The 26,575-nt window shown below is 52.4% G+C and carries 29 protein-coding genes and 1 tRNA gene; 17 read left to right on the top strand and 13 right to left on the bottom strand.

Annotated features, from left to right (window positions below):
* Positions 1 to 43: 43 nt before the first annotated feature.
* The gene (locus PHI12_02740) at positions 44 to 610 is read right to left on the bottom strand and encodes an O-acetyl-ADP-ribose deacetylase (protein ID MDD5509719.1); all 567 of its coding nucleotides are present in this window, start codon (positions 608 to 610) and stop codon (positions 44 to 46) included.
* Between the two features lie 365 nt (positions 611 to 975).
* On the opposite strand from PHI12_02740, the gene aroF reads away from it, so the two are divergent.
* From aroF to PHI12_02695, 9 genes are read left to right on the top strand one after another with little or no spacing between them, the layout of a single operon-like run.
* Positions 976 to 2,064 carry a 3-deoxy-7-phosphoheptulonate synthase gene (aroF, locus tag PHI12_02735; GenBank protein ID MDD5509718.1) on the top strand — a complete coding sequence of 363 codons (1,089 nt, stop codon included), beginning with the start codon at positions 976 to 978 and terminating at the stop codon, positions 2,062 to 2,064.
* Positions 2,033 to 3,106: a 3-dehydroquinate synthase gene (aroB, locus tag PHI12_02730; GenBank protein ID MDD5509717.1), complete on the top strand. Its 1,074-nt coding sequence runs from the start codon at positions 2,033 to 2,035 to the stop codon at positions 3,104 to 3,106. The genes aroF and aroB overlap by 32 nt, the downstream gene beginning before the upstream one ends.
* Before the next feature lies 1 nt (position 3,107).
* Positions 3,108 to 3,764 (top strand): type I 3-dehydroquinate dehydratase, encoded by a 657-nt coding sequence (locus tag PHI12_02725; protein MDD5509716.1) that lies wholly within the window; start codon positions 3,108 to 3,110, stop codon positions 3,762 to 3,764.
* Complete coding sequence (locus tag PHI12_02720; protein ID MDD5509715.1) at positions 3,761 to 4,630, top strand: shikimate dehydrogenase; 870 nt, start codon at positions 3,761 to 3,763, stop codon at positions 4,628 to 4,630. The genes PHI12_02725 and PHI12_02720 overlap by 4 nt, the downstream gene beginning before the upstream one ends.
* Positions 4,627 to 5,154 carry a shikimate kinase gene (locus PHI12_02715; protein MDD5509714.1) on the top strand — a complete coding sequence of 176 codons (528 nt, stop codon included), beginning with the start codon at positions 4,627 to 4,629 and terminating at the stop codon, positions 5,152 to 5,154. Before PHI12_02720 ends, PHI12_02715 begins: the two co-directional genes overlap by 4 nt.
* Positions 5,138 to 6,412: a 3-phosphoshikimate 1-carboxyvinyltransferase gene (aroA, locus tag PHI12_02710; GenBank protein ID MDD5509713.1), complete on the top strand. Its 1,275-nt coding sequence runs from the start codon at positions 5,138 to 5,140 to the stop codon at positions 6,410 to 6,412. Before PHI12_02715 ends, aroA begins: the two co-directional genes overlap by 17 nt.
* Complete coding sequence (gene aroC, locus PHI12_02705) at positions 6,393 to 7,484, top strand: chorismate synthase (protein ID MDD5509712.1); 1,092 nt, start codon at positions 6,393 to 6,395, stop codon at positions 7,482 to 7,484. Before aroA ends, aroC begins: the two co-directional genes overlap by 20 nt.
* Positions 7,481 to 8,548, top strand: a complete 1,068-nt coding sequence (gene pheA, locus PHI12_02700; protein ID MDD5509711.1) for a prephenate dehydratase — start codon at positions 7,481 to 7,483, stop codon at positions 8,546 to 8,548. The genes aroC and pheA overlap by 4 nt, the downstream gene beginning before the upstream one ends.
* Before the next feature lie 18 nt (positions 8,549 to 8,566).
* Positions 8,567 to 9,439, top strand: a complete 873-nt coding sequence (locus PHI12_02695; protein MDD5509710.1) for a prephenate dehydrogenase — start codon at positions 8,567 to 8,569, stop codon at positions 9,437 to 9,439.
* 16 nt (positions 9,440 to 9,455) lie between these two features.
* Here the strand turns inward: PHI12_02695 and PHI12_02690 are convergent, their stop codons facing one another.
* Both PHI12_02690 and PHI12_02685 read right to left on the bottom strand, forming a co-directional pair.
* Positions 9,456 to 9,938, bottom strand: coding sequence for a cytidine/deoxycytidylate deaminase family protein (locus tag PHI12_02690; GenBank protein MDD5509709.1), 483 nt, complete (start codon positions 9,936 to 9,938; stop codon positions 9,456 to 9,458).
* 2 nt (positions 9,939 to 9,940) lie between these two features.
* A complete protein-coding gene (locus tag PHI12_02685; protein MDD5509708.1) occupies positions 9,941 to 10,486 on the bottom strand; it encodes an AAA family ATPase in 546 nt (181 codons plus the stop codon).
* A 97-nt stretch (positions 10,487 to 10,583) separates the two neighbouring features.
* Between PHI12_02685 and PHI12_02680 the strand changes: the two genes are divergently transcribed.
* A complete protein-coding gene (locus PHI12_02680; GenBank protein MDD5509707.1) occupies positions 10,584 to 11,849 on the top strand; it encodes a CCA tRNA nucleotidyltransferase in 1,266 nt (421 codons plus the stop codon).
* 107 nt (positions 11,850 to 11,956) lie between these two features.
* Here the strand turns inward: PHI12_02680 and ispE are convergent, their stop codons facing one another.
* The 3 genes from ispE to PHI12_02665 all read right to left on the bottom strand — a co-directional run bounded on the left by ispE (position 11,957) and on the right by PHI12_02665 (position 14,514).
* Positions 11,957 to 12,835, bottom strand: a complete 879-nt coding sequence (gene ispE, locus PHI12_02675) for a 4-(cytidine 5'-diphospho)-2-C-methyl-D-erythritol kinase (GenBank protein ID MDD5509706.1) — start codon at positions 12,833 to 12,835, stop codon at positions 11,957 to 11,959.
* 1 nt (position 12,836) lies between these two features.
* Positions 12,837 to 13,700 (bottom strand): 16S rRNA (adenine(1518)-N(6)/adenine(1519)-N(6))-dimethyltransferase RsmA, encoded by an 864-nt coding sequence (gene rsmA / locus PHI12_02670; GenBank protein MDD5509705.1) that lies wholly within the window; start codon positions 13,698 to 13,700, stop codon positions 12,837 to 12,839.
* Between the two features lie 79 nt (positions 13,701 to 13,779).
* Positions 13,780 to 14,514 carry a metallophosphoesterase family protein gene (locus PHI12_02665; GenBank protein ID MDD5509704.1) on the bottom strand — a complete coding sequence of 245 codons (735 nt, stop codon included), beginning with the start codon at positions 14,512 to 14,514 and terminating at the stop codon, positions 13,780 to 13,782.
* A gap of 136 nt (positions 14,515 to 14,650) precedes the next feature.
* Between PHI12_02665 and thiL the strand changes: the two genes are divergently transcribed.
* The 6 genes from thiL to ndk are packed head-to-tail and all read left to right on the top strand — an operon-like array spanning position 14,651 to position 18,419.
* Positions 14,651 to 15,667, top strand: a complete 1,017-nt coding sequence (gene thiL / locus PHI12_02660; GenBank protein ID MDD5509703.1) for a thiamine-phosphate kinase — start codon at positions 14,651 to 14,653, stop codon at positions 15,665 to 15,667.
* An 11-nt stretch (positions 15,668 to 15,678) separates the two neighbouring features.
* Positions 15,679 to 16,161, top strand: coding sequence for a tRNA (adenosine(37)-N6)-threonylcarbamoyltransferase complex ATPase subunit type 1 TsaE (gene tsaE, locus PHI12_02655; protein ID MDD5509702.1), 483 nt, complete (start codon positions 15,679 to 15,681; stop codon positions 16,159 to 16,161).
* A gap of 12 nt (positions 16,162 to 16,173) precedes the next feature.
* Positions 16,174 to 16,881, top strand: coding sequence for a tRNA (adenosine(37)-N6)-threonylcarbamoyltransferase complex dimerization subunit type 1 TsaB (tsaB, locus tag PHI12_02650; protein ID MDD5509701.1), 708 nt, complete (start codon positions 16,174 to 16,176; stop codon positions 16,879 to 16,881).
* A complete protein-coding gene (locus tag PHI12_02645; protein MDD5509700.1) occupies positions 16,871 to 17,299 on the top strand; it encodes a PaaI family thioesterase in 429 nt (142 codons plus the stop codon). Before tsaB ends, PHI12_02645 begins: the two co-directional genes overlap by 11 nt.
* Positions 17,300 to 17,303: 4 nt before the next feature.
* Positions 17,304 to 17,972, top strand: a complete 669-nt coding sequence (locus tag PHI12_02640) for an HAD family phosphatase (protein MDD5509699.1) — start codon at positions 17,304 to 17,306, stop codon at positions 17,970 to 17,972.
* 30 nt (positions 17,973 to 18,002) lie between these two features.
* On the top strand, positions 18,003 to 18,419 hold the full coding sequence (ndk, locus tag PHI12_02635) for a nucleoside-diphosphate kinase (protein MDD5509698.1): 417 nt from the start codon (positions 18,003 to 18,005) through the stop codon (positions 18,417 to 18,419).
* Positions 18,420 to 18,443: 24 nt separating this feature from the next.
* Here ndk and rsfS read toward each other — a convergent pair whose 3' ends face one another.
* The 6 genes from rsfS to PHI12_02605 form a co-directional block, all read right to left on the bottom strand.
* Entirely contained in the window at positions 18,444 to 18,788 is a 345-nt protein-coding gene (gene rsfS, locus PHI12_02630) for a ribosome silencing factor (protein MDD5509697.1), read from the bottom strand.
* A 102-nt stretch (positions 18,789 to 18,890) separates the two neighbouring features.
* Positions 18,891 to 20,234 carry an aspartate aminotransferase family protein gene (locus PHI12_02625; GenBank protein ID MDD5509696.1) on the bottom strand — a complete coding sequence of 448 codons (1,344 nt, stop codon included), beginning with the start codon at positions 20,232 to 20,234 and terminating at the stop codon, positions 18,891 to 18,893.
* 92 nt (positions 20,235 to 20,326) lie between these two features.
* Positions 20,327 to 21,433, bottom strand: a complete 1,107-nt coding sequence (ald, locus tag PHI12_02620) for an alanine dehydrogenase (GenBank protein ID MDD5509695.1) — start codon at positions 21,431 to 21,433, stop codon at positions 20,327 to 20,329.
* Positions 21,434 to 21,680: 247 nt separating this feature from the next.
* Positions 21,681 to 21,899, bottom strand: coding sequence for a preprotein translocase subunit SecG (secG, locus tag PHI12_02615; GenBank protein MDD5509694.1), 219 nt, complete (start codon positions 21,897 to 21,899; stop codon positions 21,681 to 21,683).
* Positions 21,900 to 23,372, bottom strand: coding sequence for an Asp-tRNA(Asn)/Glu-tRNA(Gln) amidotransferase subunit GatB (gatB, locus tag PHI12_02610; GenBank protein ID MDD5509693.1), 1,473 nt, complete (start codon positions 23,370 to 23,372; stop codon positions 21,900 to 21,902).
* A 26-nt stretch (positions 23,373 to 23,398) separates the two neighbouring features.
* Positions 23,399 to 24,733: a glutamine synthetase family protein gene (locus PHI12_02605; GenBank protein MDD5509692.1), complete on the bottom strand. Its 1,335-nt coding sequence runs from the start codon at positions 24,731 to 24,733 to the stop codon at positions 23,399 to 23,401.
* A 146-nt stretch (positions 24,734 to 24,879) separates the two neighbouring features.
* Between PHI12_02605 and PHI12_02600 the strand changes: the two genes are divergently transcribed.
* Positions 24,880 to 24,955, top strand: a tRNA-Ala gene (locus tag PHI12_02600).
* 7 nt (positions 24,956 to 24,962) lie between these two features.
* On the opposite strand, the gene PHI12_02595 is transcribed toward PHI12_02600, so the two are convergent.
* Positions 24,963 to 26,575: response regulator (locus PHI12_02595; protein ID MDD5509691.1), on the bottom strand; the 1,613-nt coding region annotated here is incomplete at its 5' end.

The following is a 26,575-nucleotide window of genomic DNA, read 5'->3' as shown; positions in this document are numbered from 1 at the left end:
AACTCAGTCCTGCAATACGCCCCACAAAACCCCGCCCGGCTCATCATTGCTCAACCAATTCCTTTAGAGCCCTTGAGTAAGCAGCAAATGTCTCGCTATCAAACAGCACGAAGACCACTTCTTCAAGAGCGGCAGGACCCTGTTGCAGGAAGGCGACGACAGTACCGAGAGCCACTTCGGCCGCCAGTTCAACCGGATAGCCATAGATGCCGGTGCTTATTGAGGGAAAGGAGATGCTGTGCAGCTTGTTTCCCACAGCCAAACGTAAACTCTCCTGATAGGCACTGGCCAGCAGTTCCGATTCTCCCTTATCACCGCCACGCCAGACGGGACCAACGGTGTGGATCACATACCTTGCCCTAAGATTACCGCCGGTGGTAATTACCGCCTTACCGGTTGGCAACCGCCCCTGCCGGGATACAATCTTTTTACACTCTTCTAAAATGGTGGGACCACCGGCCTTATGGATAGCGCCATCGACGCCACCACCACCCATTAAACTGGAATTAGCGGCATTGACAACGGCATCGGTACTCTGCTTGGTAATGTCCCCCTGGATTATATGCAGCCTGGCACTACCGACATTAACTTCCGTAACCCGGTTCTCCATATTCACACTCCCTGATTTCTCCCATTCTACCACATCGGCAACCATCCGCCCGAACAGCATAGCATCAGGGGAAATATATTGACAAACCGTGTTCCTTATGCTAACTTAGTCTACATAGACGAGGTGAACGTCAATATGTTGAGTGTTGCTCTTCACAAATTGTGTTATTATACCCGTTTTGCATTTACCTGGCGCATAAGGTGCGCCTGGAGGGATCAGCATTAAATAGATGCATTACGAGCCAACAAATTGAACAGTCGAAGCTCAGAAACCCTCCTAAAGCGGGAGGGTCTTTCTATTTTTAAAAGCAAAACAAGAGCAAACAGCATCGAAATATTATATCCAGATGAAAAGTGAGGGGACAGATGATAATCATGAAAACCGACGCCACAAAAGATGAGGTAAACAATGTGGTTAAAGAAATAAATAAACTCGGTCTTAGAGCCGATGTTTCCAAGGGGAAATTCCGTACCATAATCGGACTGGTCGGAGACGAAAGCAAGGTGCCGTTTGAACAACTGACCGCACTACCCGGTGTAAAAGAGGCCGCCATGGTTGAAGTCCCCTACAAGCTAATCAGTAAGGAATACGCCAAATTCTTCGACGATGGCACAGAGCACACGACGGTTAGGGTAAAGAACATTGAGATAGGCGGAGACGAACCGGTATTTATTGCCGGGCCTTGTGCCGTAGAGAGCCACCAGCAACTGCTGAGAATTGCTGAAGACGCAGCTAAGTGCGGAGCTCATATCCTGAGAGGAGGTATTTTCAAGCCGAGGAGCTCGGTACACTCTTTCCAGGGGCTGGGCTCGATAGGCTGGGAAGAAGCCAGAGAGGCCCTTAAATGGCTCCGCGAAGCAGGGGACAGATTCGACCTGGCAACGATAACCGAGGTAAGGGGAGAAACACAGGTTGAACTGGCTGCTGAGTATGCCGACATACTCCAGATAGGGACGAGAAACATGTATAATCAAGACCTGCTTACGAAGGTCGCCAGGACAAAGAAACCTATCCTGTTCAAACGCCATTTCGGCGCCAGCATTGAAGAATTCCTGTCTTTTGCGGAATACATTGCCGCTGAAGGCAACCGGGACATTATTCTCTGTGAAAGAGGAGTATTACCTGTAGGCAAAGGTAAGAACTACATCAGATATACTCTCGACCTGTCCGCCGTCCCGATCATTCAAAAAGAAACCTACCTGCCTATCATCGTAGACCCCAGTCATGCGGCCGGACGCCGAGACCTTATCTTCAAAATGAGTTGTGCCGCTATCGCCGTAGGTGCCAGTGGCCTGATGATTGAGATGCACTACAACCCGGCGGAAGCGCTGGTTGATGCACAGCAAGCTATCACACCTGACGAACTTAAGGAGACTATTGAAACCTGTCGTAAAATCAGCAAACTGATCCCAACAAGAAAAAATGAAAGAAATTCGACTAAGGCTGGGCAGTAACAGCTACGATATTGATATCGGGCCGGGAATACTGAAGCAAAGCGGCCATCAGCTAAAGGAAATAGGCTTTGACGGCAGGCTGGTGGTCATCAGCAACCCCGTAGTGCATGACCTGTACGGTGACGTCGTCGGGCGTAGCCTGACCGCGTCAGGATTTGCGGTAACCAACCTCACCATCCCCGATGGGGAAGAGCAAAAGTCATTGGAAACGGCCGGCAGACTATACCGTGAATTAGCCGAATGCCATGCGGAAAGAACCACGCCTATTCTAGCCCTGGGGGGAGGGGTTATCGGGGACTTAGCCGGATTCGTGGCTGCTACATACCTGAGGGGAGTCCCGCTGGTACAGTTACCAACCACCCTGCTGGCACAGGTTGACAGCAGCATCGGCGGTAAGGTGGCGCTGGATCACGACCGGTTAAAAAACAAAATCGGGGCCTTTTATCAGCCAAGGCTGGTAATCAGCGACATTGATACCATCAGAACCCTTGACGACAAGCAGTTTACCAACGGACTGGCTGAAGTGATAAAATATGGAGTTATTCGAGACGAAGGATTCTTTACCTACCTCGAGAATAACCTCGATAAGATCAAACTGCTCGATGCGGAGACGGTTGAGGAAATCGTCTTCCGGTCGGCTAAGATTAAGGCGGAGGTAGTGGAAAAGGACGAGAAGGACTTGGGGCTAAGGGCCATCCTGAACTTCGGCCATACCGTGGGGCATGCCGTTGAGTCAGTCTCAAATTTCAAGGTAAGCCACGGTGAAGCGGTAGCCATCGGGATGTTAGCAGCGGCCAGAATTTCCCAAAGGATGAGCATACTTAAACAAAATGAACTGGACAGACTGGAGGACCTTATCAAGCGGGCTGGATTACCCACCAGACTGCCCGACCCGGGAATGGGAAAACTGGTTGCGGCGATGAAGCAGGACAAAAAGGTCTGGAAAGGAAGGCTGAGATTTATCCTGCCCGAATCGCTGGGTAAGGTGTTCATTACCGAAGAGGTGGATCTGTCCTTAGTAGAGCAGGCCCTGATAGGTTAGGATGAAAAAGCCCGGAATCTGTGCTGTTATCACAAACAGGGACGAGAAAGCGCTGAGGGAGATTGAGCCTTTCGCTGAACTATTCGAGGTCCGGATAGACTTCATTGGAGAGGGATGGCAGGACATAGCCAGGCGGCTTGAGAAACCATGGATAGCCTGCGCCAGGAGCGCTGTTGAAGGAGGCAGGTGGGAAAAGAGCGAAGCAGAACGGACGGAGGAGCTGGTGAAAGCCAGTGAGCTTGGCTGCGCAATGGTTGACATCGAGGTCGAGACAAGAGAACTGGGAAAAATCATACCGCAGATTAAGAAGAGAACAAAGTGCCTCCTGTCATTCCACGAACTAAAAAAAACGCCCCCCCTCGACAGCCTCAAAGAAATAGTCAAGAAACAGATGGAAGCCGGCGCCGATGTATGCAAGGTGATCACCACAGCAGGGAGCCTGGAGGATAACCTGACCATACTGAAGCTCATCACCGAGTTCCCTAAAACAAGGATGGTTTCCTTTGCCATGGGCCCGCTGGGTCTGGTGAGCCGGGTTCTCTGTCCACTGGTCGGTGGCGATTTTACCTACGCATCGATCGAAGAAGGCAGAGAGTCCGCACCCGGCCAGATAACTGCCAGACAGTTAAGGAAACTCTATGATATGGTGCCAAGATGACAAATAGAGTTGTATCGGGGAAAACACGGGTCTGCGGAGTCATCGGTGACCCTATCGAGCACACCATGTCACCGGTGATGCATAATGCTGCCTTCAGCGAACTGGGCATAGACTACGTCTATCTTCCCTTCCGGGTAAAAAAAGATGACCTGGGCCAGGCGATTGCAGGAGCCAGAGCCCTCAACCTGGCCGGCTTGAACGTCACCATCCCTCATAAAGTAGCCGTCATCTCATTTCTGGATGAGCTGGACCCCATTGCCGAGCGGATAGGTGCCGTTAACACCATAGTCAATGACAATGGGGCTTTGCGAGGTTACAACACCGATGCTACCGGATTCCTACAGGCACTACTGGACAAGGGGATCAAACCAGAGGGCAAGAAAGTAGTTGTCCTGGGCGCTGGCGGCGCATCAAGAGGGATTTCTTTCATCCTTGCGGAAAGCGGCGCCAATCTGGTTATTCTGAACCGGCAGGTGGAGATAGAATGGGCAGAAAACCTGGCTCGTGAGATATCCCGGGCCTTTAAGAAAGAGACGGCAGCGCTGGAACTAAACGATGCAAATCTGGCAGAAGCACTGGAAGGAACCGATATCCTGGTTAATACAACCAGCGTCGGCATGAGCCCCGATACCAATGAGACACCGGTCCCGATGAGGTTGCTGAAATCAACCCCGGTTGTTTTCGACATCGTATATAACCCTATACAGACGAGGCTGCTCAGAGAAGCGCAAGCAGCCGGTGCCAGTACAATAAGCGGGCTCGATATGCTTGCCTGGCAGGGAGCACTGGCCTTTGAAAAATGGACGGGTCTTAAAGCTCCCCTCGAGCTGATGAAAAAAGAAGCTATGAAGGCCTTAGGAAAGTGAAGACGAGTATCGCCCTGATCGGTTTCATGGGGACAGGAAAGACTGCGGTGGGTAAGGCCCTGGCCGAGAAACTGGGTAAGGAGTTCTTTGAGCTTGATCTCCTCATTGAAAAGAAAGCAAGGAAGACTATTCCCGCAATATTCAAGGAGGACGGGGAAATATCCTTTCGAGAGTTCGAAATTGAGGTCGTTAAGGAAGTCAGCCAGCAGAGGAATGCTGTTATTGCCTGCGGGGGTGGTGTTATATTAAACAAAATAAACATTGACCGGCTAAGAAAGGAAGCGGTAATCGTATACCTCACTGCCTCACCACGGGTAATACTAAGGCGGATATCAAGAGATATCGATGAGAGGCCACTGCTTGCTGTAGCTAACCCTGCCCTGACCATTAAAGATCTGTTAAGATTCCGCAGGCCGCTTTACGAACGGGCTGCCGACGTCACAGTAAATACCTCAGGGCTGGATATCGACTCCGTGGTCAGGCAAATAACAGCCAAGATAAAAGAGTATGAAAGCCTTAGTTGAGAAAAGCATATTAACAGGGGAAGTTATCGCCCCGGCCTCGAAGAGCTATACTATCAGGGGGCTTATCTGCGCTGCCTTAGCCAGAGGCGAGAGTGAAATCATAAATCCCCTGATCTCAGAGGACACTGAAGCTGCCCGGGATGTACTGGGTAGTATCGGAGTAAAAATTCAGCAGGAAGACGGCCTATGGCGGGTTGCCGGTGGAGAGTTGCACGAGGCAGCGGCAGACCTCTTTTGCGCCGATTCCGCCGCCACCTTGAGATTAATGACGGCGGTCTGTTCGTCAATATCAGGGAAATTCCGCTTAGTTACCGGCACTTCCCTGGCCCGGAGGCCGGTCAAAACGCTGGTTCAGGCACTAAGGCAATTAGGAGTAGACTGCTCCTGCCAGGGTGAAGTAGCCCCGGTAACCGTCAAGGGAGGCGGACTAATAGGCGGCGTAACGGAGCTACCCGGTAATATCAGCTCTCAGTATATCTCAGCGCTGCTCATTGCGTCCCCGCTTGCCAAACAGGAAGTCCGGATCAGACTGACCACACCGGTAGAGTCAAAGCCTTACCTTATGATGACCATGGACTGTATGAAAAGGTTCGGCGTAAATGTGGCCGCCTCTCCGGATTTGAGAGAATTCCTGATAGCGCCGCAGAGATACCAGCCCTCCAGGTACCGGGTGGAGGGAGACTGGTCATCGGCTTCATATTTCCTGGCTATGGGGGCGCTATCAGGAACGGTAGCGGTAAAGAACCTGAACCTGGAAAGCCGGCAAGGCGACAGGATAATGCTGGACTTTCTCAGGAATATGGGCGCCTCAATAGAGTTAAGCAAGAGCGCTATAACGGTGAGAAAATCCAGCCTGAAGGCGATACAGGCTGATTTATCCGACTGTACAGACCTGCTGCCGACGCTGGCGGTTCTGGCGGCACTGACCCGCGGCAGGAGCGAGTTTAGCGGGGTGGCAAGGGCACGCATAAAGGAATCAAACCGGGTCTCCGCATTAAGGGAGGGGCTGGAGAAAATGGGGGTAGAAGTACAGGAAGATAAGGATAGACTAACTGTTACCGGCAGCCAACCGAAGAGTGCAGCCATCGATAGTAAGAATGACCACCGTATTGCTATGGCATTCAGTATACCCGGGCTTGTCGCCGGAGGAACGATAATAAACGATGCGGAATGCGTCTCCAAAACATTTCCTGATTTCTGGGAGGTATTAAGAAGCATCGGAGGTAAGGTGAAGGTAAATGGAGAACAGTCTGGGTAAGCTTTTCACCATAACAAGCTTTGGAGAAAGCCACGGCAGATGTGTCGGGATCATTATCGACGGTTGCCCGGCCGGACTGGCCGTTACCGAAGATAATATACAGAAAGACCTTGATAAAAGAAGGCCGGGGGCGGATATGGCCTCCACACAGAGGGCAGAGGAGGATAGAGTTGAAGTCCTTGCCGGAATCAGAAATGGTATCACTACCGGCGCCCCTATCTGCTTGGTGATATGGAACAAAGACATAGACTCAAGAGAGTACGAGCAGACCAGATTCCTAATGAGACCGGGACAGGCTGACTACACCGCCTTCGTTAAGTACGGAGGATTCAACGATTTCAGAGGCGGCGGCAGGTTTTCCGGGAGAATTACCGCCGGCTTTGTTATGGCTGGTGCTATTGCCAGGAAATTGATCGGCCGGATCGGCATTGAGGTCATAGCCCATACTATTCAGATAGGCAGTATCAAAGCCGAGCCGAAAGAATTTGACAGAATAAGGGGAAACCTGGGGAAGAACCCGCTAAAATGTGCTGACCTTGATGCTGCCAAAGAGATGATTAAGGCTATTGAAGAGGTCAGAAAAGAAGGGGACAGCCTGGGTGGCATCATAGAAGGAATCGCGCTTAACGTACCTGCCGGTTTAGGAGAACCGGTCTTTGACACACTGGACGGTGAAATGGCCAAAGCTATTCTGGCTATCCCTTCCGTTAAGGGGATCGAATTCGGAGCTGGTTTATCCGTAGCGGTTAAGAAAGGCTCTGAGAATAACGACCCTTTCACCATCAAAGACGGCAATATAGTCACCACAACTAACAACTCGGGAGGCATTCTGGGAGGAATAAGTAACGGTATGCCGATAGTGGTTAGGGTAGCGATTAAGCCAACGCCATCTATCGGAAAGAAGCAGCCAACGATAAACATCAAGGACATGGAGAGTACCAGTCTGTCCATCCAGGGAAGGCATGATACCTGCATCGTACCGCGGGCGGCGGTTGTTGTAGAATCAATGATGGCGGTAACCATCTGTGACATGGCGATGCGGGCAGGAATAATACCGAGGGTGATAAAATGAGCCTGGAAGATTTAAGAAAAAGAATCGATAAAACCGATGCTGAGATTGTCAAGCTAATCAGTGAGAGAATAAGGATTGCGCGGGAGATAGGGAAAGAGAAAATAAGGGAGGGGAAACAAATCAATGACCGGGCAAGAGAGAAAAAGGTCTCCGAACATATCAGGAGTATTGCCCGCAGTGAAAATATGGACCAGGGAGTTATCGAGAGCATCTACCAGCAGATAATGACGGCCTGCCGCAGGACACAGGGTATTGAGGTCGCCTTTCCCGGTGAGCCAGGGGCATACAGCGAAGAGGCCGCCCTTAAGTTTTTTGGCCCGCTGGCAATAACCAAGCCTCAGGAAAGCCTGGAAAGCGTTTTCAGGGCCGTAGAGCAGGACGAGGTACAGTTCGGCATTGCTCCTATAGAGAACTCCCTGGAAGGAACAATAGGCAGGTCTTACGATCTGCTGCTGACATCAAGCCTTAAGGTGTGCGGTGAACTAGAGCTCCATGTTACTCACTGCCTGGTAGCCAACCCCGAGACACGACTGGATGCGGTTAAGAAGGTCTACTCGCACCCCCAAGCCCTGGGACAATGTCGGACATTCTTAAAACAGCTGGGCTGCAGATTAGCCCCAACTTCGGATACCGCCACCAGCGTAAAGATGATCAAGGAGAAAGGCTTAACTGACGCCGGGGCAATCGCCAGTGCCCGGGCCGCTGAAATCTACCAGATGAAGATACTGGCCCGGGAGATAGAGGACAACCCGAGCAATTTCACCCGGTTCTTCATACTGGCCAAGGAGGACTGTCCCCCGTCGGGAAACGACAAGACATCGATAGTCTTCTCAGTAAAGCACAAACCGATGGCGCTCTACGAAATGCTGAATAAATTCGCCAGCAAGGGCGTCAACCTGACCAAGATTGAGTCCCGCCCGACAAGGCAAAAGGCCTGGGAATACAATTTCTATCTCGACTTTGAAGGCCACCGGGAAGACAAGGCACCGAAAGAAGTATTAGCCAATCTGGAGGAGGCCACACTATTCCTGCGTGTGCTGGGTTCTTACCCCAAGACGAATTAAGCAAACCACGAGGTAATCATGAAAATTGCAGTCATCGGCGGCTCGGGAAATATGGGGCGCTGGTTCGCCCGCTTTGCCCTGAAAGAAGGCCACCAGGTAACAATAACCGGGAGAAACAAGGCAAAGCTGCGGGAGGCCGGCAAACAGCTTACTGTTGAAGCCACCACAGACAATATAGAAGCGGTGCGGAGATCCCAGGTCATCCTGATATCGGTGCCGATAGATAATTTTGAGGCGGTTGTAGAACAAATCGGCCCCCATACCAGTAGCGAGCAGATCATTATAGATATTACCTCGGTAAAAGTACTTCCGATGGCAGCAATTCACAGACACATAAAATCAAGGAAGGTGCTGGGCATGCACCCGATGTTTGGCCCCGGTGCCAGAGATATCGCCAACAGGAGCTTTATGTTAACCCCCACTAACGAAGAGGAGCAGACCATAGCCGAGAGAGCCAGGGAATACCTGGAAAAAAGAGAGGCCAAGGTAACCCTGGTCAGCCCGGAAGAACACGATGAAATTATGACTGTCGTCCTGGGTCTTTCCCACTTCATCGCAATAGTCGCCGGTGATACGATACTGAGATTCAACCGCTTAAGACAAGTTGGCAATGCTAGCGGCATCACCTTTAAGCTGCTGTCGACCCTGACCGAAAGCGTTATTTCCGAGGACCCCGAGCTTTACGCCTCGTTGCAGATGTGCCTGCCCAATCTGGCCGAAGCTGAGAAGGAATTTCAGGAAAAAGCAAAAGCCTGGGCCGACCTGGTGGCAAAGAAAGACAGGGACGGGTTTGCCCGTAAGATGAAGACCCTGAAAGCCAGGTTTAATACCATTAATCCTGACTTTGGCAAGGCCTATGAAGATATGTACAAGCTCCTCGATATGCTATAAAAGCGACGCAAGCGAGCTAATCAAGATAGCTTATCCGGGAAGACGGCCTTTTTTCTAAGTCAAACTCTATACCGGCCTCTTCGAACAGTGCGGCAAACTGATTATCATTATATCTGCCAAAGCTAACATACCGCCTGATCTTGGCATTAACCAGCATCTTGGCACAAAGTATGCAGGGAGTATGAGTACAGTAGATAGTACTCCCCTCGAGGCTGACACCGTGAAGACCGGCCTGAACGATTACATTCTGCTCGGCATGGATACCGCGGCATATTTCATGCCTCGTCCCTGACGGTATCTTCATTTCATCCCTGAGACAACCAAGCTCAAGGCAGTCCTTGATGCCGGCGGCAGCACCGTTGTAGCCAGTCGCCAGTATGTGTTTATCTCTTACGGCAACCGCCCCGACATGGTGCCGACGGCAGGTGGAGCGCTCGGCAACCACCGAAGCTATCTTCAAAAAATACTCGTCGCTACAAAGTCTGACCGTTATGCCCACTTCTAATCCCGCATTCGCGAGACGATCCTTTCCGCTTCTTTCTTCAACTCATCCAGAGAGGACTCGTTTATCAGAGTGAAGTCAGCCATCGCGATAGGCCCACCCTTATTTACTTTCTCTATTTCCGCTCTGTCCCGACTGGCAGACTCTGCCATAGTCAGGGGACGCTCTCTCCTGACACACAGCCGGCTATACCTCGTCCTGGGTGAAGCCCAAACAGCGACCAACGAGAGAGTCCCTCCGTAGTAATCCTTAAGCAGAGTGTACTCTTCCCAGGAATAAAGCCCGTCTACGACCACGTCGGAGTATCGCAATGCCAGATCGATTCTGTCCAGATTGAGCCGGGCATAGGCCGCCATACCATGCTCTTCTCTCAGTAACTCCCTGATGATACGCTCGTTCTGCTCATTTAGCGGAAGCCCCCGCTTCTTTACCTCATCGTCAGTAATATCCCCGAACCTGATCCGGCTAAAACCGTTTGTCTCAAATACCCTGGCCACCTCGGATTTTCCGGAGCCGGCCATACCAACAATCGAAACCACTCTCATAATACACCCGTACGAGCTTCATTATAAGCAGAATTCCCCGCAAATGGCAATCAGTACTGCATACATACGCCGGCAAGCTGTGCTATAATGCGGGAAAATGGGCAGGACGACCAATCTAAGCAGCAGAATAATAGCGCAGCTACCGGCTGAGATGGTCAACCTGATACAGACCGCCGGCAGCACAGCGGCCAGGCAGGGAGATAGTCTCTACCTCGTCGGCGGGGTAGTACGCGACCTGCTTCTAGAGAAACCTAACCTTGACCTTGACCTGGTGATAGAGGGTAACGCCATCGAGCTAGCCAAACAGCTAGCCGGAACCGGACCGGCAAGACTGACCACCCATCCCCGCTTCAATACCGCCAAGCTGGAGTGGGGGAAATGGAGCATCGATTTTGCCACTGCCCGCTCAGAGAGCTACGCAAAGGCAGGGGCACTGCCCAACGTAGTGCCGAGCTCAATTGAGAAAGACCTCTTCCGCCGTGATTTTACCATCAACGCAATGGCGGTCTGTCTCAGTCCCGAGCGCTATGGCGAACTGATTGACCGCCACGCAGGTCAGTGTGACCTTGAGAATAAACTCATCCGTATTCTACACGAAAAAAGCTTCATTGACGACGCCACCCGTATCTGGCGCGGGCTGCGCTACGAGCAGCGACTGGGCTTTCAACTGGAGGAGGACACCCTCAGGCTGCTTAAGCGGGATATCACCATGCTGGATACCATAAGCGGCGACCGAATACGATACGAGCTGGAATGCATCTTTCAGGAGGAAGAACCGGAGAAGATTCTGAGCCGTGCCGAAGAGCTGGGGGTACTGGCCAGATTACATCCGGAGATTAAGGGTAACGGCTGGCTCTGCGATAGATTTCAGGCGGCCCGTAAGCAGACTGCGCCGGACCAATCTTCATTCAGCCTTTATCTAGCCCTGCTGGTCTACCGGCTAAGTGAAGAAAACAGCGAGCAGTTTATCTCATACCTGAGGTTACCCGGTTCGATAGCCCAGGTGATAAAAGACACCATCGCCTTAAAGAGCAAACTGAGAACACTGGCTTACCCCGAGCTCAAACGCAGTAAGGTCTATCAAATCATTCACGGCCATACTCAATCAGCCATAACCGCTAATTTACTCGCCGTAGGTTCTCCTATTGCCCGCCAGCACCTGGAAATCTTCCTGCATGAGCTACGTTATGTCAAACCGGCCTTAAGCGGCCACGACCTGATAGCAATGGGGTTTCCCCCCTCCCCCCGGATTAAGGAGATCCTTAAGCTGCTACACAATGCCAGACTGGATGGAAGAGCAAGCAGCAAAGCGGATGAGGAGAAACTGGCCAGGGAGTGGCTGGGCGAAGAGCAACTGGAATAAGGGGTACAAACTAAATAGCTCCGCCAGCAACAACGCTAGCTACAGAACCAGCAGGCGAGAATGGTACTAATGCCCCTCTTAATCCAACCGTCAACAGCACTGGCTAATTACAGTAATTCTGCTCCGGTACCTTCAAAGGCGGTCATGGTATCCGTGAGATAGTGATTGAGCCCCAACTCGCTAAGGTGTTGGCATATCTCCTCCGCCCCGGCCCTGTCCCGCACCAAGCTAAAGAGGACCGGCCCCGAGCCGGCCAGGTGGACCTCAGGAGCTCCGGCCTCCAGGAACTGCTGCCGGTATGATTCAAGGCCGGGGAAACTAACCAGAGCAACCTCATCGAACACGTTAAACAGCAAGGAGTAGGGCATTCCGCCACCCCGGTTAAGGCAGGCTGTCAGCCTATCCGTAATGCTTCCGTCACTATAGTGGCTCGCCCTGATGCCGCTATAGAGCCGTGCCGTTTTACCCGGCATTCTGGGTACCGGCGGCAGCACCAATACAACCCAGTTATGCGGAAACGGAGGCAGCGGAGTCACCGCTTCGCCTCTACCCTCAAGTAAAGCGGTACCACCGTAGAGAAAGAAGGTAACATCAGAGCCCAAACGCGCGGCCAGACCGAGCAGTTCTTCTTGAGATAAACCCAGTTCCCAGAGCCGATTAAGCCCGCGTAGAGCAGCCGCCGCATCACTGCTGTCACCGCTCAATCCGGAAAGCAAGGGGATACGCTTTTCCACCTCGATTAACACACCTCTAGAACAGCCGGTAGCTTCTCTCAGCAAATTGACGGTTCTAGCCATCAGGCTCTCCGAAGCAGCCCAATCGGTGTCAGAACAGCTAAACTCGACACCTTCGCCCGGCCGGAAACGGATGGTATCGCATAGATTTATCGTCTGGGCAACACTACGGATTTCATGAAAACCGTTCTCCCTCCGGGCAAGGACCTCAAGGGTCAGGTTCAGTTTCGCCGGCGCCATGAACTCAAGCATTTTACTCTCCTCTCTCCACTTGAGTAAACACCCGCCACAGCTCCACCCACTCGTCAAGAGCAAGCGTCTCAGCCCGGCGCTGCGGCGCTATCCCGACCTTCACTAACCAGGAAATAACTTCATCTTTGGGTAAGCCGAGGCCGCGGGCTAGTGAATTACATATCTGCTTGCGGGAAGCAGTAAAACCAGCGCGCACCAACCTAAAAAAGCTAACCCGGTCTACTGCCGGCGGTTCGGGATAGGAGAGCACCTTGAGCAGTGCCGAGTCAACCTTCGGCTGGGGGTAAAAACAGTGCGCCGGCACATATTCTATTATCTCCGGTCGGGCATAAAACTGCACGCTGATACTGAGCAGACTCATCCCCCCCGGTCCGGCCACAATCGCCTGAGCCACCTCTTTCTGCATCATTAATATCATTAACCGGGGCCTCAAGGAGGCTTCCAGAAAATGGCGGAGCACGGCAGAGGTAATATAGTAGGGAAGGTTAGCCACCACCTTATAGTGTAAGGGGCTGTCTGTTACCGGAGAAAAGCCGACCTGCCCCCCCTGCAGCAGGGATGCCGGGTCAATATTAAGGACGTCATCATTAATCACGGTAACGTTAAGAAAATGGGCCAGGTCATTTTTTAAAATAACGGCCAGTTTGCTGTCCAGTTCAATGGTAAACAGCCGACCCGCCCGGCTGGCTAACTCCCTGCTCAACACGCCAAGCCCGGGGCCGACCTCTATCACCACATCAGTGGCAGTCAGCTCTGCGGACGAGGTGGTCAGTTTAAGTACCTCTTCATCGATAAGAAAGTGCTGTCCCAAACCCTTTCTCGCCCGCAGGTCAAAGCGACGCAACTGCCCCCTGGTCTGAGCCAAAAGTGATCCCGCCTTCAGCGAAAAAACCTCCTGGAAAACTACTGCGAGGAAAAGTAACGACCGCCTTTATCTAAAGTAGTCAGATACCACGGCTCAGGCGAGAGACGAGACGCATCGGTAGATTATGTTTCACCATCCTGGCCTGAGTGAGACTGATATCATAAGGGACCCGGTAGAGCCGAAGCATCATGATTTCATCATCAAGAATAGCATAACTAACCCTGGTGTCACCATCTCTGGGTTGGCCGACACTACCAGGGTTAATAATCAAACGACTCTTACCCAGAGCAAGCCCGACGTTAGCCGAAAACGGGTTGAAGGAGCAATCACCGGTCTCGGTACATCTGAATATAGAAGGTACGTGAGAATGACCCACCAGACAGAACTGCGAGCTGAAGTAAGCGAAATTCTCTCTGGCGCTGCCGATGGAGAGAAGGTATTCCCAAATCGGTTGCCTCGGGCTACCGTGTACCAGAGTAAAATCACCCTTCTCGGCAACCTCGGGTAAGCCATCAAGGTAGACCACATCCTCAGCGCTTAACTGCTCCGCTGTCCAGCGGCAAGCGTAAGCAGCGTCAGGGTTAAATTCGGAGAGACTGAGCTTACCGATTGCCGCCCAATCGTGGTTACCCGCAATACAGACGTTTTCCAGCCGACGCAATATCTCGATACACTGGCAGGGGTCAGGACCATAGCCGACAATATCTCCCAGACACCATACTTCATCTACCCCTCCCCGCTGCTTGATATCAGCCAGTACGGCAGAGAAAGCGGCCAGATTGGCATGAATATCGGCAATAATCGCGCAACGCATCCTGCTTAACAATATAACAACTTTTCGTCGATATAGCTAGAGGGGTTTTCTACCCCATTACCCTGGTTTTCATCCTGATACAGACCGATACCGGGTTCTGTTGTTGCCCCGATAAGGGCATGCTATAATCCTAGCTATGAAGGTCTCTGAACTGGGCGAATTCGGGCTGATCGACCTCCTGGTTAAAATAGTACAGCGCTCCCGGGATGAACAGAATCCCGCCTGGCAGCAACTGTTAATCGGAATCGGCGATGATGCCGCCGCTTGGCACAGCGGCACCGCAACACAGCTGGTAACCGTTGATTCTTTCATCCAGGATATACACTTCTCTCTGGCGGTCTCCCCCTGGAAAGAAGTGGGGTGGAAAGCTCTGGCCATCAACCTGAGTGATATCGCCGCAATGGGCGGCATACCCCGTTATGCCGTAGTATCAATAGCCCTACCGGAAACAACCGATGTGGAAGATATCACCACTCTATACCGGGGCATGGTTGAGCTAGCCGAGCAGACGGGAGTAGCTATCGTCGGCGGCGATACCTGCAACGCAGCACAGATTATGATTAACATCACCGTTCTGGGCATCACGCAGGACGGGAAGGATAATATCCTCACCCGTTCGGGAGCCAGGGCAAGAGATAAAATAGCCGTTACCGGTTACTTGGGCGCCGCCAGCGCCGGCTGGGAGATACTGAGAAGGCCCGATATTAAGGCTAAGAACATCGCCACCTTGAAAGAGGCTTTTCTTCACCCCTTTCCCCGAATATCGGAAGGACAGCTAATCCTTAAGGAAGGAGCAGGGGCAGCCATAGATATCAGTGACGGGCTATGCTCAGATCTAGGCCACATCTGCCGGGCCAGCCGCCTTGGCGCCAGGATAGAGGTTGACCACATACCTGTTCACCCCGATGTCAAGGCTAACTTCAGCAATAAAGCGCTTGAACTGGCACTATCGGGAGGAGAAGACTACGAACTCCTCTTTACCGGAAGCGCCGAGGTGATTAACAGGATAAGAGAGCTCTCCTCATGTCCAATAACTATCATCGGTGAAATGACCGCTGATAAGATGGGCCAGGTAACCCTGATCGACAACAGGGGAAAACAGCTAGAACTTAACGGGGGAGGCTGGGAACATTTCAAGAAAACGCAAAACTAAAGGAGAGGCATATTTTTCACCAGACCGATTTAGTCAGTAACAGCCCGGTACAGACCCAACAAATCGGAATCCGCATCGGCAGATTAGCTTTACCCGGTGACGTTTTCCTCCTCACCGGTAAACTGGGCAGCGGCAAAACCTGCCTCACCCAGGGCATTGCCCGAGGACTGGGGATAAAGGATTATGCGCTGAGCCCATCTTTTGTTATAATGAGAGAGCTTTACGGCAGATTACCGTTATACCACATAGACCTCTACCGGCTTGACCGTCTGGAAGAGATAAGCGACCTGGGTCTGGACGATTATCTCTATGGTAGCGGCGTTGCTGTAGTTGAATGGGCGGACAAAGGGCTTAGCCTGTTGCCACCAGAGCACCTGCTGATAGAGACAGGCTATCTGGACAATAGCAAACGCAGCTTACATTTTAGACCACACGGAAGGCGCTATCAAGAACTACTGACAAAACTAAAATACCCGTCCCCAAAAGTCACTTAGAAAGAGCGCGCGATGAGACTGTCAATAGACACATCAACCGATACGGCTAGCCTGGCGCTAACAAAAGATGGCACAGTGTATACCGAACTGACCTGGCGCTGCGGCCAGAACCACTCTATCCAGTTATTGCCACGCCTGGCTAACCTGCTCAGCCAGGCCAGGTTAAGCCCCGCTTCACTAAGCGGGATTATCGTGGCCAAGGGACCGGGCAGCTACAACGGATTAAGGGTCGGCATCAGTACAGCCAAAGGTCTGGCCTTCAGTCTGGCAATTCCGATAGTAGGCATCAGCACCTTGGAAGTAGCCGCCTACCAGTATGCGGTAACCAATCTACCCATCTGCCCGATATTTCAGGCCGGGAGAGGAGAAATTGCCACCGCTGTCTACCGGACAAGATATAACTGCTGGCAAAAGATATTTAGCGAACAAATCACCACTCTGGAGACTCTATGCTCGGAGATAACCACCAGGACGATATTCTGTGGTGAAATCACACCCCTTACCGGCACCAGACTGATAGAGCTGCTCAGACAAAAAGCCGTGATAGCATCGCCAGCAGCCAGCTTGCGCCGGAGCAGCTTCCTCGCCGAACTGGGAGAGCGGCAGCTTAAGACAGGAAACTACGATAACCCGGCTGCCTTAAGCCCGCTATACCTGAGACGACCACATATTACCAGACCGAAAAAGCCAAGGAATACAGAGAGCCAAAATGACAACTGAACCTGAACTATCAATCGCCCCCAGTGATATGTGTTTCGGCTGTGGCAGGAATAACCCCTGCGGGGTGAGACTAAGGTTCCACTGGGATGGTAAAGCGGCGAAATCCGAATTTACCCCGACCGAGTTACACCAGGGCTGGAAGGACATTATCCATGGCGGTATCCTGACCACTCTCCTTGATGAGGCAATGGCTTATGCCGCCTACTTCGAGAATGTTGCCGGGGTCACCGGAACCATGGAGGTAAAATTCAGACGGCCGGTCTCAATAGGCCAACACCTCAAGATAACGGCCTGGATAGCCAAGCGCGAGCGGAGGTTTGCCGAAACAAGGGCACAACTGACCTTAAGCGACGGCACGGTGGTAACCGAAGCTAAAGCCACCCAGTACATCATCAGCAAGAAAGGATGCGACTTCTAAAGTGATGTCCAATAAGACCAGAGCGGTAATATGGGACATGGACGGCGTTATTGCCGACACCGCCCCCTATCACTTTAAGGCCTGGCAGGAAGTCTTCCGGAAACGAGGGGTAACCATCACCGAGGATGATTTCAAGCGTAACTTCGGGCAGAGAAACGATAGGATCACCAGGATAGTGCTGGGGACAGACATATCTCCGGACGAATTAGAAAGCGTTGCCACAGAAAAAGAGGAGAGCTTCCGTAATAGGGCGAAGAACCACCTGAAGCCCCTGCCGGGAGCAGTAGAGTTAATCAAATCATTGAAGGAATACGGCTTTCTGCAGGCTTTAGGCTCTTCAGCCCCCCCGGAAAACGTCCGGCTGATTACCCGCGAGTTAAAGATAGAGAGCCTGTTCCAGGTCATTGTCTCCGGTAGAGAGGTAAAAGAGGGGAAACCAAGTCCTTTAGGCTTCCTGCTGGCCGCCGAGAAACTGGGTGTCGAACCAAAGGACTGTATCGTCATTGAGGATGCCATTGCCGGCGTTGCCGCGGCAAGGAAGGCGGGAATGCACTGTCTGGCAGTTACCAACACCAACCCCAGGACAAGCCTTAAGGGGGCAGACCTGATTGTCGACAGCCTCAAGGAGGTAACACCGGGTGATTTAGAGAGCCTGCTTGACCACAGCAATTAGCAGAATATTATCAAAGGAGCTTCAGAAAATATGGAAAGGTCTTTAGTACTGGTTAAACCGGATGCGGTGCAGAGGGGGCTGGCGGGTGCTATCATCAGCCGCTTCGAAGAGGTAGGGCTGAAACTGATAGCGCTGAAGATGCTACACATGAACCGAACACTGGCCGAGCGCCATTATGCAATCCACAGGGACAAGCCCTTCTTTAAGAACCTGGTGACCTATATTACCTCGTCGCCGATAGTGGCCGCCGTCTTCGAGGGTGATAACGCGGTGGAGGTAATCAGAAAAACGATGGGGGTGACCGACCCATCCAAAGCCAGAACCGGCACCATCCGTGGTGATTACGGCCTGGACATCGAACGTAACAGCACCCACGGCTCCGACTCAAGAGAAAACGCCGCCGGAGAGATCACGCTGTTTTTTAAAGAGAATGAAATCTTTGCTTAACCCGTTGGTGAAGCGATCGGCGGCCTACTGTATTCGGACTACGGGGACAGCTTTACTCCACAGTTCGTCCAACTGGTAGCGCTCCCGCTCAAGGGCAGCAAAGATATGCACGATGACATCACTGAAGTCCACCAGCAGCCACCCCGACTCCGTAGTACCCTCACAGTGATGGGGAGTAACCCCTGTCTTCTTTAACACCTGGCTAACTTCATCACGAATAGCTTCAAGCTGTTTGCCGCTATCACCGCTACAGATGACAAAGTAATCGGCAAAGCTACACACACCCCGGGCATCCAGCAGCACGATATCGGCAGCCTTCTTATCGCTGGCGGCTTCTACTGCCCGACGTGCTACCTCTAGTGATTCCAGAGACTACCCTCCACAAAAGCTACACCTGATAGCTATAATGCTATCAGGTGTAGCACTACCATTTCAACCTTTCCGAATATCGGCTCTCTAAGAAACAGGCAACTATACCGGCTTGATATCCTTGAGGACGCTGTAGATGATATCGAGGCCGTGATTCAGCTCTTCCTCGGTGATGATAAAGGGCGGTACAATCGGCTGCCGGTGCGGGTAGCCGTCACAGTAGGTCAGCATAAGCCCCTGCTTGAGACACTCGGCAGTGAGTTTCTCCCTGGCCGCTACGGTCGCCGCAGCATTGTAGGGCTTGCCGGTGGTCTTATTGAGCGAAATCAGGAACGACTGGTAGAGACCCTTGCCCATCGGAGCATCGACAACAGGCAGCTTGGTGAACTCGTTAAGACGCTTGCTGAGCAGAGCTCCAAGCTTGGCGACACGGTCCGCCATACCATCTTTGTATATCCGCAGGGCAGCCAGCGCGGTCGCCAGCACAACGGCATTACCATCGGAGGTGGTGTAGCTCATCAGCTTCTTCTTGCTGTTGACCATGGCATCAAATATCTTGTTGCTGAAACCAACCGCTCCGAAGGGCAGGATGCCGCCGTTAATACCCTTGGCCATGCTGATCATATCGGGGATCACACCATAGTGGTCCACTCCCCAGAACTTGCCGGTACGGCAGAAACCGGTCTGTACCTCATCGGCAATCAGCAGTATGTTGTGCTTGCTGCATATCTCACGAGTGATCGGCCACCACTTCTCGCCGGGCCAGACCACACCACCGTTGCCCTGGGCTACCTCGGCCATAACACAGGAAATGGTATCGGCACCCTCCTGCTGAATAACCTGCTCCAGATAGCGGGCATTCTCTTCATCAGTCTTGAAACAGTTCTCAATACCGGTAACGAAGTTAGGCATCTTGACCACTTCCGGACTGCGGCGGGAGAAACAGGATAGCCCAACGTGCGCCCCGGTCATGCTCCGGGAAAGCTGCGAGGAACCATGGTAGGCACGGTCCAGACAGATAACCTTGTACTTGCCCAGCTCACCAACCGACTCCCAGTAGGCCCGGGCTATCTGTACGCACGACTCGGTGGACTCGGTACCGGTGACGGTCAGGTAAACATGGTCGATACCGGCAGGCAGTGCCCCCGCCAGCTCATCACAGTACTCAATGGCCGGTATGTTGCTCGCTACCGGTGCGCCCGAAGAATAGTAGATGAACTCGCTCATCTGCTTGGTGGCAGCCTCAATCAGCTTGGGATGATTGTGGCCCAGGTTGCAGAGATGAACACCACCGGAGGAAAAGTCGAGATACTTGTTGCCATCAATGTCCCACAGATAGCAACCTTCTCCCTTGGTGAAGATGAAGTGGGGAGCTTCCGCCGGCATCCCCAGCGGGTGGAACCAGTGTGCCGTATCCTTCTTGATCAACTCTTGCTTGGAAACCATTCTTGCCCTCCTTACTTGGTCATTTATTGTTTTTCGATAATATATCTGCTATACCAATAGCTCTTTCGGCCTTTAATCAGTACCCGATACGGTTAGGGTTTAAAAGGAGTGTATTCCAGGCCCAGGGCTTCGGCAACATTCTTATTGGTGACCTTCCCGTCATAGACATTCATCCCCTTAGCTAACGCTTCATCAGCCTTCATAGCCTCCCGGACCCCCATATTGGCCATCTTCAAGGCATAGGGCAGGGTGGCATTAGCCAGAGCCACCGTAGATGTCCGGGGAACCATACCGGGCATATTGGCGACACCGTAGTGGAGAACGCCGTCAACGATATAGACAGGGTTATCATGAGTAGTAGCATGGGTGGTTTCGACACACCCTCCCTGGTCAACAGCGACATCGACGATAACCGAGCCGGGCTTCATATTCTTGACCATCTCTTTAGTCAGTACGATAGGCGCCCGGGCTCCCTTGACAAGGACAGCCCCGACGACCATATCCGCGTCCTTGGTTGCTTCAGCTACGCTGGCGGGGTTTGAAACCAGCGTCTTAAAGTCACCATGCATTGTTTCGCTCAAGTAGCGCAGACGCTTGACATCAATGTCCATCATAGTGACGCTGGCACCCATACCAAGGGCAACCTTAGCAGCATTGGTACCGACGATACCACCACCAAGAACGACTACCTTCGCCGGCAGAACACCGGTAACACCGCCCATCAGCTTACCACAGCCCTTATACACTTTGCCCAGATACTGAGCCCCCATCTGAGCCGCCAACCTGCCGGCGACCTCGCTCATCGGGTCAAGACAGGGTGTGCTGCCACCAGGCAGTTCCACTGTTTCAAAGGCGACACCGGTGACTCCCTTCTCCAGAAGAGTGAGCGTTAGCTCCTTGGCCGCAGCCAAATGCAGATAGGTCCAGAGAATCAGCCCCTTCTTCAAGAAAGGGTACTCACTGGGAATAGGCTCCTTAACATGGTAGATCATTTCTGCCTTGTCCCAGACCTCTTTCGCCGTCTTTACGATGGTAGCACCAGCCTTGACATATTCCTCATCGCTGAAACCGCTGCCTTCTCCGGCCTTGGTCTCAACCAGCACCTGATGGCCGGCTTTGGCAAGCACACCCGCCGCCAGGGGCGGAGCACCAACACGGTACTCCTGAGTCTTAATTTCCTTGACAACACCAATGATCATCCTGTATCCTCTTGCCTCCTTATAAATTAATTATGATATATTATGCGAAACGATATTACCGCAAGACACCAGATATATTATACCATCAAATACAACCGAATGCTCTCTGCACTCCACCGATTCCGCCATCAATTCCCTTATTATTTCGTCACTAATTTTGTTACCAATCTATCACTCAAGTGGCCCCGGCTCGTAAGCTGGAAATTAGCTCACCAGTTACACTAACTAACTGCTCACAGCAGCACTATCAGCCAATTCTGAGCGTCAGCACTGAGATTACTAGAAAGATAACGACGAAGACGATAGTCAGCCTGAATAGCATCTTTTCCACACCACGCCGGGTCCGGTAGACACCACTCTGCTGGCCGAAGATGCCTCCCAACCCACCACCTTTAACCTGAAACAGGATAACTACTATCAGGGCTATCGCCAGTACAATCTGAGCTATATTAAGATAGGTCTGCATCTATTCTTCCTCTAACCTTCGCCTAAGTAATTCGGTCACTACCTGTGGATTGGCACGCCCTCCGGTAGCCTTCATTACCTGTCCAACGAGAAACTTAAGGGACTGAATTTTACCTGCCCGATAATCGGCTACAGCCTGGGCATTGCTTTTTATTACGGAAATAATTTCCGCTCCGATTTCCCCGCTATCAGTAATCTGGCTAAGCTCCCGCTCTTCAATAATATCAGCGGCACTCCTCCCCGTCTTGAACATTTCCTCAAGAACAGACTTAGCAGTAGCGATATTAATAACGCCGCGGGTACATAGTATCAACTCACATAGCCGTTCAGGAGTAACATGCTCTCCGAAACAGACGATATCAATACCGGCCACATTCATTATACGGCTAACCTCACCCAAAAGCCAATTGCTGACCTCCTTGGCGCCGCTACCTGGGGGTATCTTCTGGCATCCCTCAGTCCTGAGACAGGCCTCAAAATAGTCAGCCATTTCCTTTAAGGCGGTAAGTGAATTAGCGTCATAGAGAGACAGGCCATAATCACCAACAAAACGATCACGCCTGGCTTCGGGCAGCTCGGGCAGTCTTGATCTTGCCTCCTCTACCCATTCCCTACTCAGGGTCAATGGCGGCAGATCCGGCTCAGGAAAGTAACGGTAGTCGTGGGCATACTCCTTACTCCGCATAGAGACCGTTTTCCCGGTTTCTTCGACCCACCCCCTGGTCTCCTGAACCAGCTTCCTGCCCTCGCCGGCCGCCTTCCTCTGCCTCTTTTCCTCGTACTGAAGAGCTCGGAAGACCGCCCTGAAGCTGTTCATGTTCTTGACCTCAACCTTAGCCATCGTCTCAGTGGTATGCTCAGGACGTATGCTGATATTGGCATCACACCTGAAGCTGCCCTCCTCCATATTACCGGAGGATACGCCAAGATAGCGCAGTATGCTGCGCAGCTTCATCAAATACTGCCTGGCCTCCTCCGGAGACGACAGGTCGGGCTCACCGACTACCTCCATCAGCGGTACTCCGGAACGATTGACATCGATCAGACTATAGTGCTCACCGTCCGGCGAGGTACGGTGCAGCAGTTTAGCGACATCTTCCTCCAGGTGAACACGGGTTATGCCTATCCTCTTCTGCTCACCACCAACCTCAATGGTAAGCCAGCCCCCCTGCCCCAGAGGAGCGTCATACTGCGAAATCTGATAGCCCTTCATCAAATCAGGATAAGGGTAATTCTTACGATCGAACTTGGTATAGCCGGGGATGGCACAGCCAAGCGCCAGAGCAGTCATTACGGTATATTCCACCGCCTGCTGATTGATGGTGGGCAGGACTCCCGGCATTCCCAGGCACACCGGACAGACAAAGGTATTAGCTTGAGCATCAGAATAGCCGGCGCTACAACGGCAGAACATTTTGCTCTTAGTAAGCAGCTGGGCGTGTACCTCCAGCCCGATGACAGTCTCAAAGTTCATAGTCCTTGCTAAGACGATACCCCATTTTAGAGAACAGGCAGGTACCTTTTCAGTTCATACTCGGTTACCTGAACGCGATACTGCTCCCACTCGATCTTTTTGTTCCTAATGAAGCTGTCAAAGACATGGTCGCCGAGAGCCTTCCTCACCACCTCGCTCTTTTCGGTCAGGGCTATCGCATCAGACAGATTCATCGGCAAGCAGCCAATACCCCTCTGCTCTCTTTCGTCAGCGCTCATTTCGAAGACATTTTTCCCGGAGGGAGCACACAACTGATACTCCCGCTCGATACCCTCCAGCCCGGCGGCCAGCATTACGCTGAAAGCGAGGTAAGGGTTACAGGCCGGGTCAGGGACTCTGAACTCAACCCTGGTAGCCTTCTCCTTACCAAACTGATAATCAGGAACCCTGACCATATCCGAGCGATTCCGCCTCGCCCAGGAAATATATACCGGCGCTTCATAGCCGACAACCAGACGCTTGTAGGAATTAAGCCACTGGCTGACTACAGAGGTAATCTCAGGGGCATGCTTCAAGAGACCGGCCATGTAACGCCGGGCTATCTTCGAGAGGTAGTCCTTATCATTTTTATCAAAGAAGACGTTATTAGCACCGGCAAACAATGACTGGTGCACGTGCATGCCGCTGCCGTTAACAGCAAAGATAGGCTTGGGCATAAAAGTGGCATAGACACCATGTTGATGGGCAACCTCCTTGATCACCAGGCGACAGGTCATGACGCTATCTGCCATAGTCAAGGCATCACAATAAGATAAGTCAATTTCATGCTGGCTGGTAGCCACTTCATGATGACTGGTCTGTACGGGGATACCCATCTGCTCCAGAGTATCCACCGTCTGCAACCGCAAGTCGCTGGCGACATCAAGAGGCGTCAAATCAAAGTAACCACCCTCGTCCAGGATATGTGTTCCTTCATCGTTCCGGAAATAGAAGTACTCCAGCTCCGGCCCGACATTGAAGACATAACCCAAATCAGCGACCCTGGCCAGGTTTTTCTTCAGCACATAGCGGGGGTCGCCTTCGAACGGCTGACCGCCCGGTCTCATAATATCGCAGAACATTCTGGCGACAGGGTACTCCGGCTTACTCCAGGGCAGGATACAAAAGGTAGCCGGGTCAGGGAGCGCCATCATATCGCTCTCATCAACACGGGCAAACCCTTCAACGGAGGAGCCGTCGAAACCAATCCCATCGACCATAGCGCTCTCCAACTCACGGGGGGTAATGGTGAGGCTCTTGAGGAAACCCAGGATATCGGTGAACCACAGGCTGATGAATCTGATATTGCTATCCTTAACCGTTCTGGCGACGTATTCCCTGGCCTTATCTTTTTCGTCCATCTTAAGACTTCCTATCGGTTCTCCAGCTTCAGCTGGAAATTAACCTACTAATATTAACCTACTTACCACCTTCCTGTCCAGCACAGTAAAGGTGAGTTCCAACCCCTCGCAATAGCAAAATAGTGTGTGTTATAATTTCCCCGGAGGGGGATATAGCTCAGCTGGGAGAGCGCTGCGTTCGCATCGCAGAGGTCGGGGGTTCGAATCCCCCTATCTCCACCACTCATAGCTATACCCTTTCACCTATCACCCGGTTTATCTCTTTCTTCAGCCCGGCGATATCAAAGGGCTTGTTTATGTGAGGGACTCCGGTCGCTTTGAGGAACTTATTGGTGGCAGGGCCAATCACGTCTCCGGTGATAAAGATGACCCTCTTCTGCAGGGAAGGGGCTATTCCCCCCAGCTCGTCGTACAGCTCGGCGCCGCTTAAGCCGGGCATCTTAATATCACAGATGATAAGGTTGTACCTCTGCTCCTTAGTCATCTCAAGGGCTTCTCTGCCGCTGCCTGCCGTCGCCACATCATAACCCTCGCCGCCGAGTAATTTCTTCAGGAACGCCATTATGGCCGGCTCATCATCCACCACCAGTATCCGGCCCCCGACGGTCTTCCCGGCTGTCTCGACCTCCTCGAACCGCTCTATCTTCTTCTCCTCCTCCATCACGACGGGCAGCTCGACGAAGAAAGTGGCCCCCTTGCCCTCCTCACTCTCGACATACAGATCACCGTTATGCTCGGCGACGATGCCGTGGGCCAGGCTCAAGCCCAGGCCGGTTCCTTCACCTACCTCTTTGGTGGTAAAGAAGGGGTCGAATATCCTCTCCAGGTTCTCCCCGGCTATGCCGGGCCCGTCATCGGCAAACGATATCCGTATCCTGTCACCGGCCTGCTCCGTCCTGATGGTAAGCCTGCCCCTGCCGTGAGCCTTCGTCATCTCCATCTCGGCGTTGACGATGATGTTGAGGAATACCTGCTGGAGCTGGCCGGCATCGGCCACCGTCCAGGGCCGTCCGTTATCGAGTATGGTAATCACCTCGATGTTGGAGGTCTCCATGGCGTACTTGCGCAGGGCCAGAGTACTTTCGATTATCTCGTTAATGCTAGTACGATTTCGTACCGGCTTATGCTGGCGGGCGAAGGTAAGCAGACCCTTCACGATGTCGGCTACCCTCCTGGCACTGCTGTGGATAGTCTCAACATCTTCCCTTAAGTCTTCGGGCAGGTCTTTTTCCATCAGCAGCTCGGAGAAGCCGACCACGCTGGTTAGTGGGTTGTTTATCTCATGGGCGATGCCGGAGGCCATCTCACCGATGGAAGCCATCCTGTCGGTAAACTGGATCCTGCTCTCCAGTTTCCGCTTCTCCGCCTCCGCCTTTTTCTGCTCGGTGATGTCGGTAACGTAGCCGTGATGGTACTTGACCGCTCCTTCGTCATCCCTGACCAGCATCGTGTGCTCATGCACCCACTTGATTGCACCATCCTTAGTCAGAATGCGGTAATCAACAGCAAATTGTCTGCAGTTCGCCTGTTCTTCGGCCCTTTCGTTTGCTTCGGCTATTCGACGAACGTCGTCGGGATGTAACATATCCCCGAATAGGTGCTTACCAACCGTCAGCTCCGCGGCGGTATAGCCCAGCAAGCCGTATACGTTGGGAGAGACGTAATCGATGGGCCAGCCGTCGGCGGCAATCCATTTGAAGACGACGGTGGGGCCGCTGACAAACAGCGCACGCTCCTGTTTCAACTCCTCTTCTGCCTTCTTCTGATCGGTTATATCGCGGATAAGAGCAAAAGCCTCTTTTTCAAATGCTGGAATAATACGCGCCTCAAAAAATAGTCTCC

This window comes from Dehalococcoidales bacterium, from assembly GCA_028716225.1.
Taxonomy (GTDB): Bacteria; Chloroflexota; Dehalococcoidia; order Dehalococcoidales; family UBA5760; genus UBA5760.
Note: the sequence above shows the minus strand (reverse complement) of the source record. Positions and strands in the feature narration are given on the sequence as shown.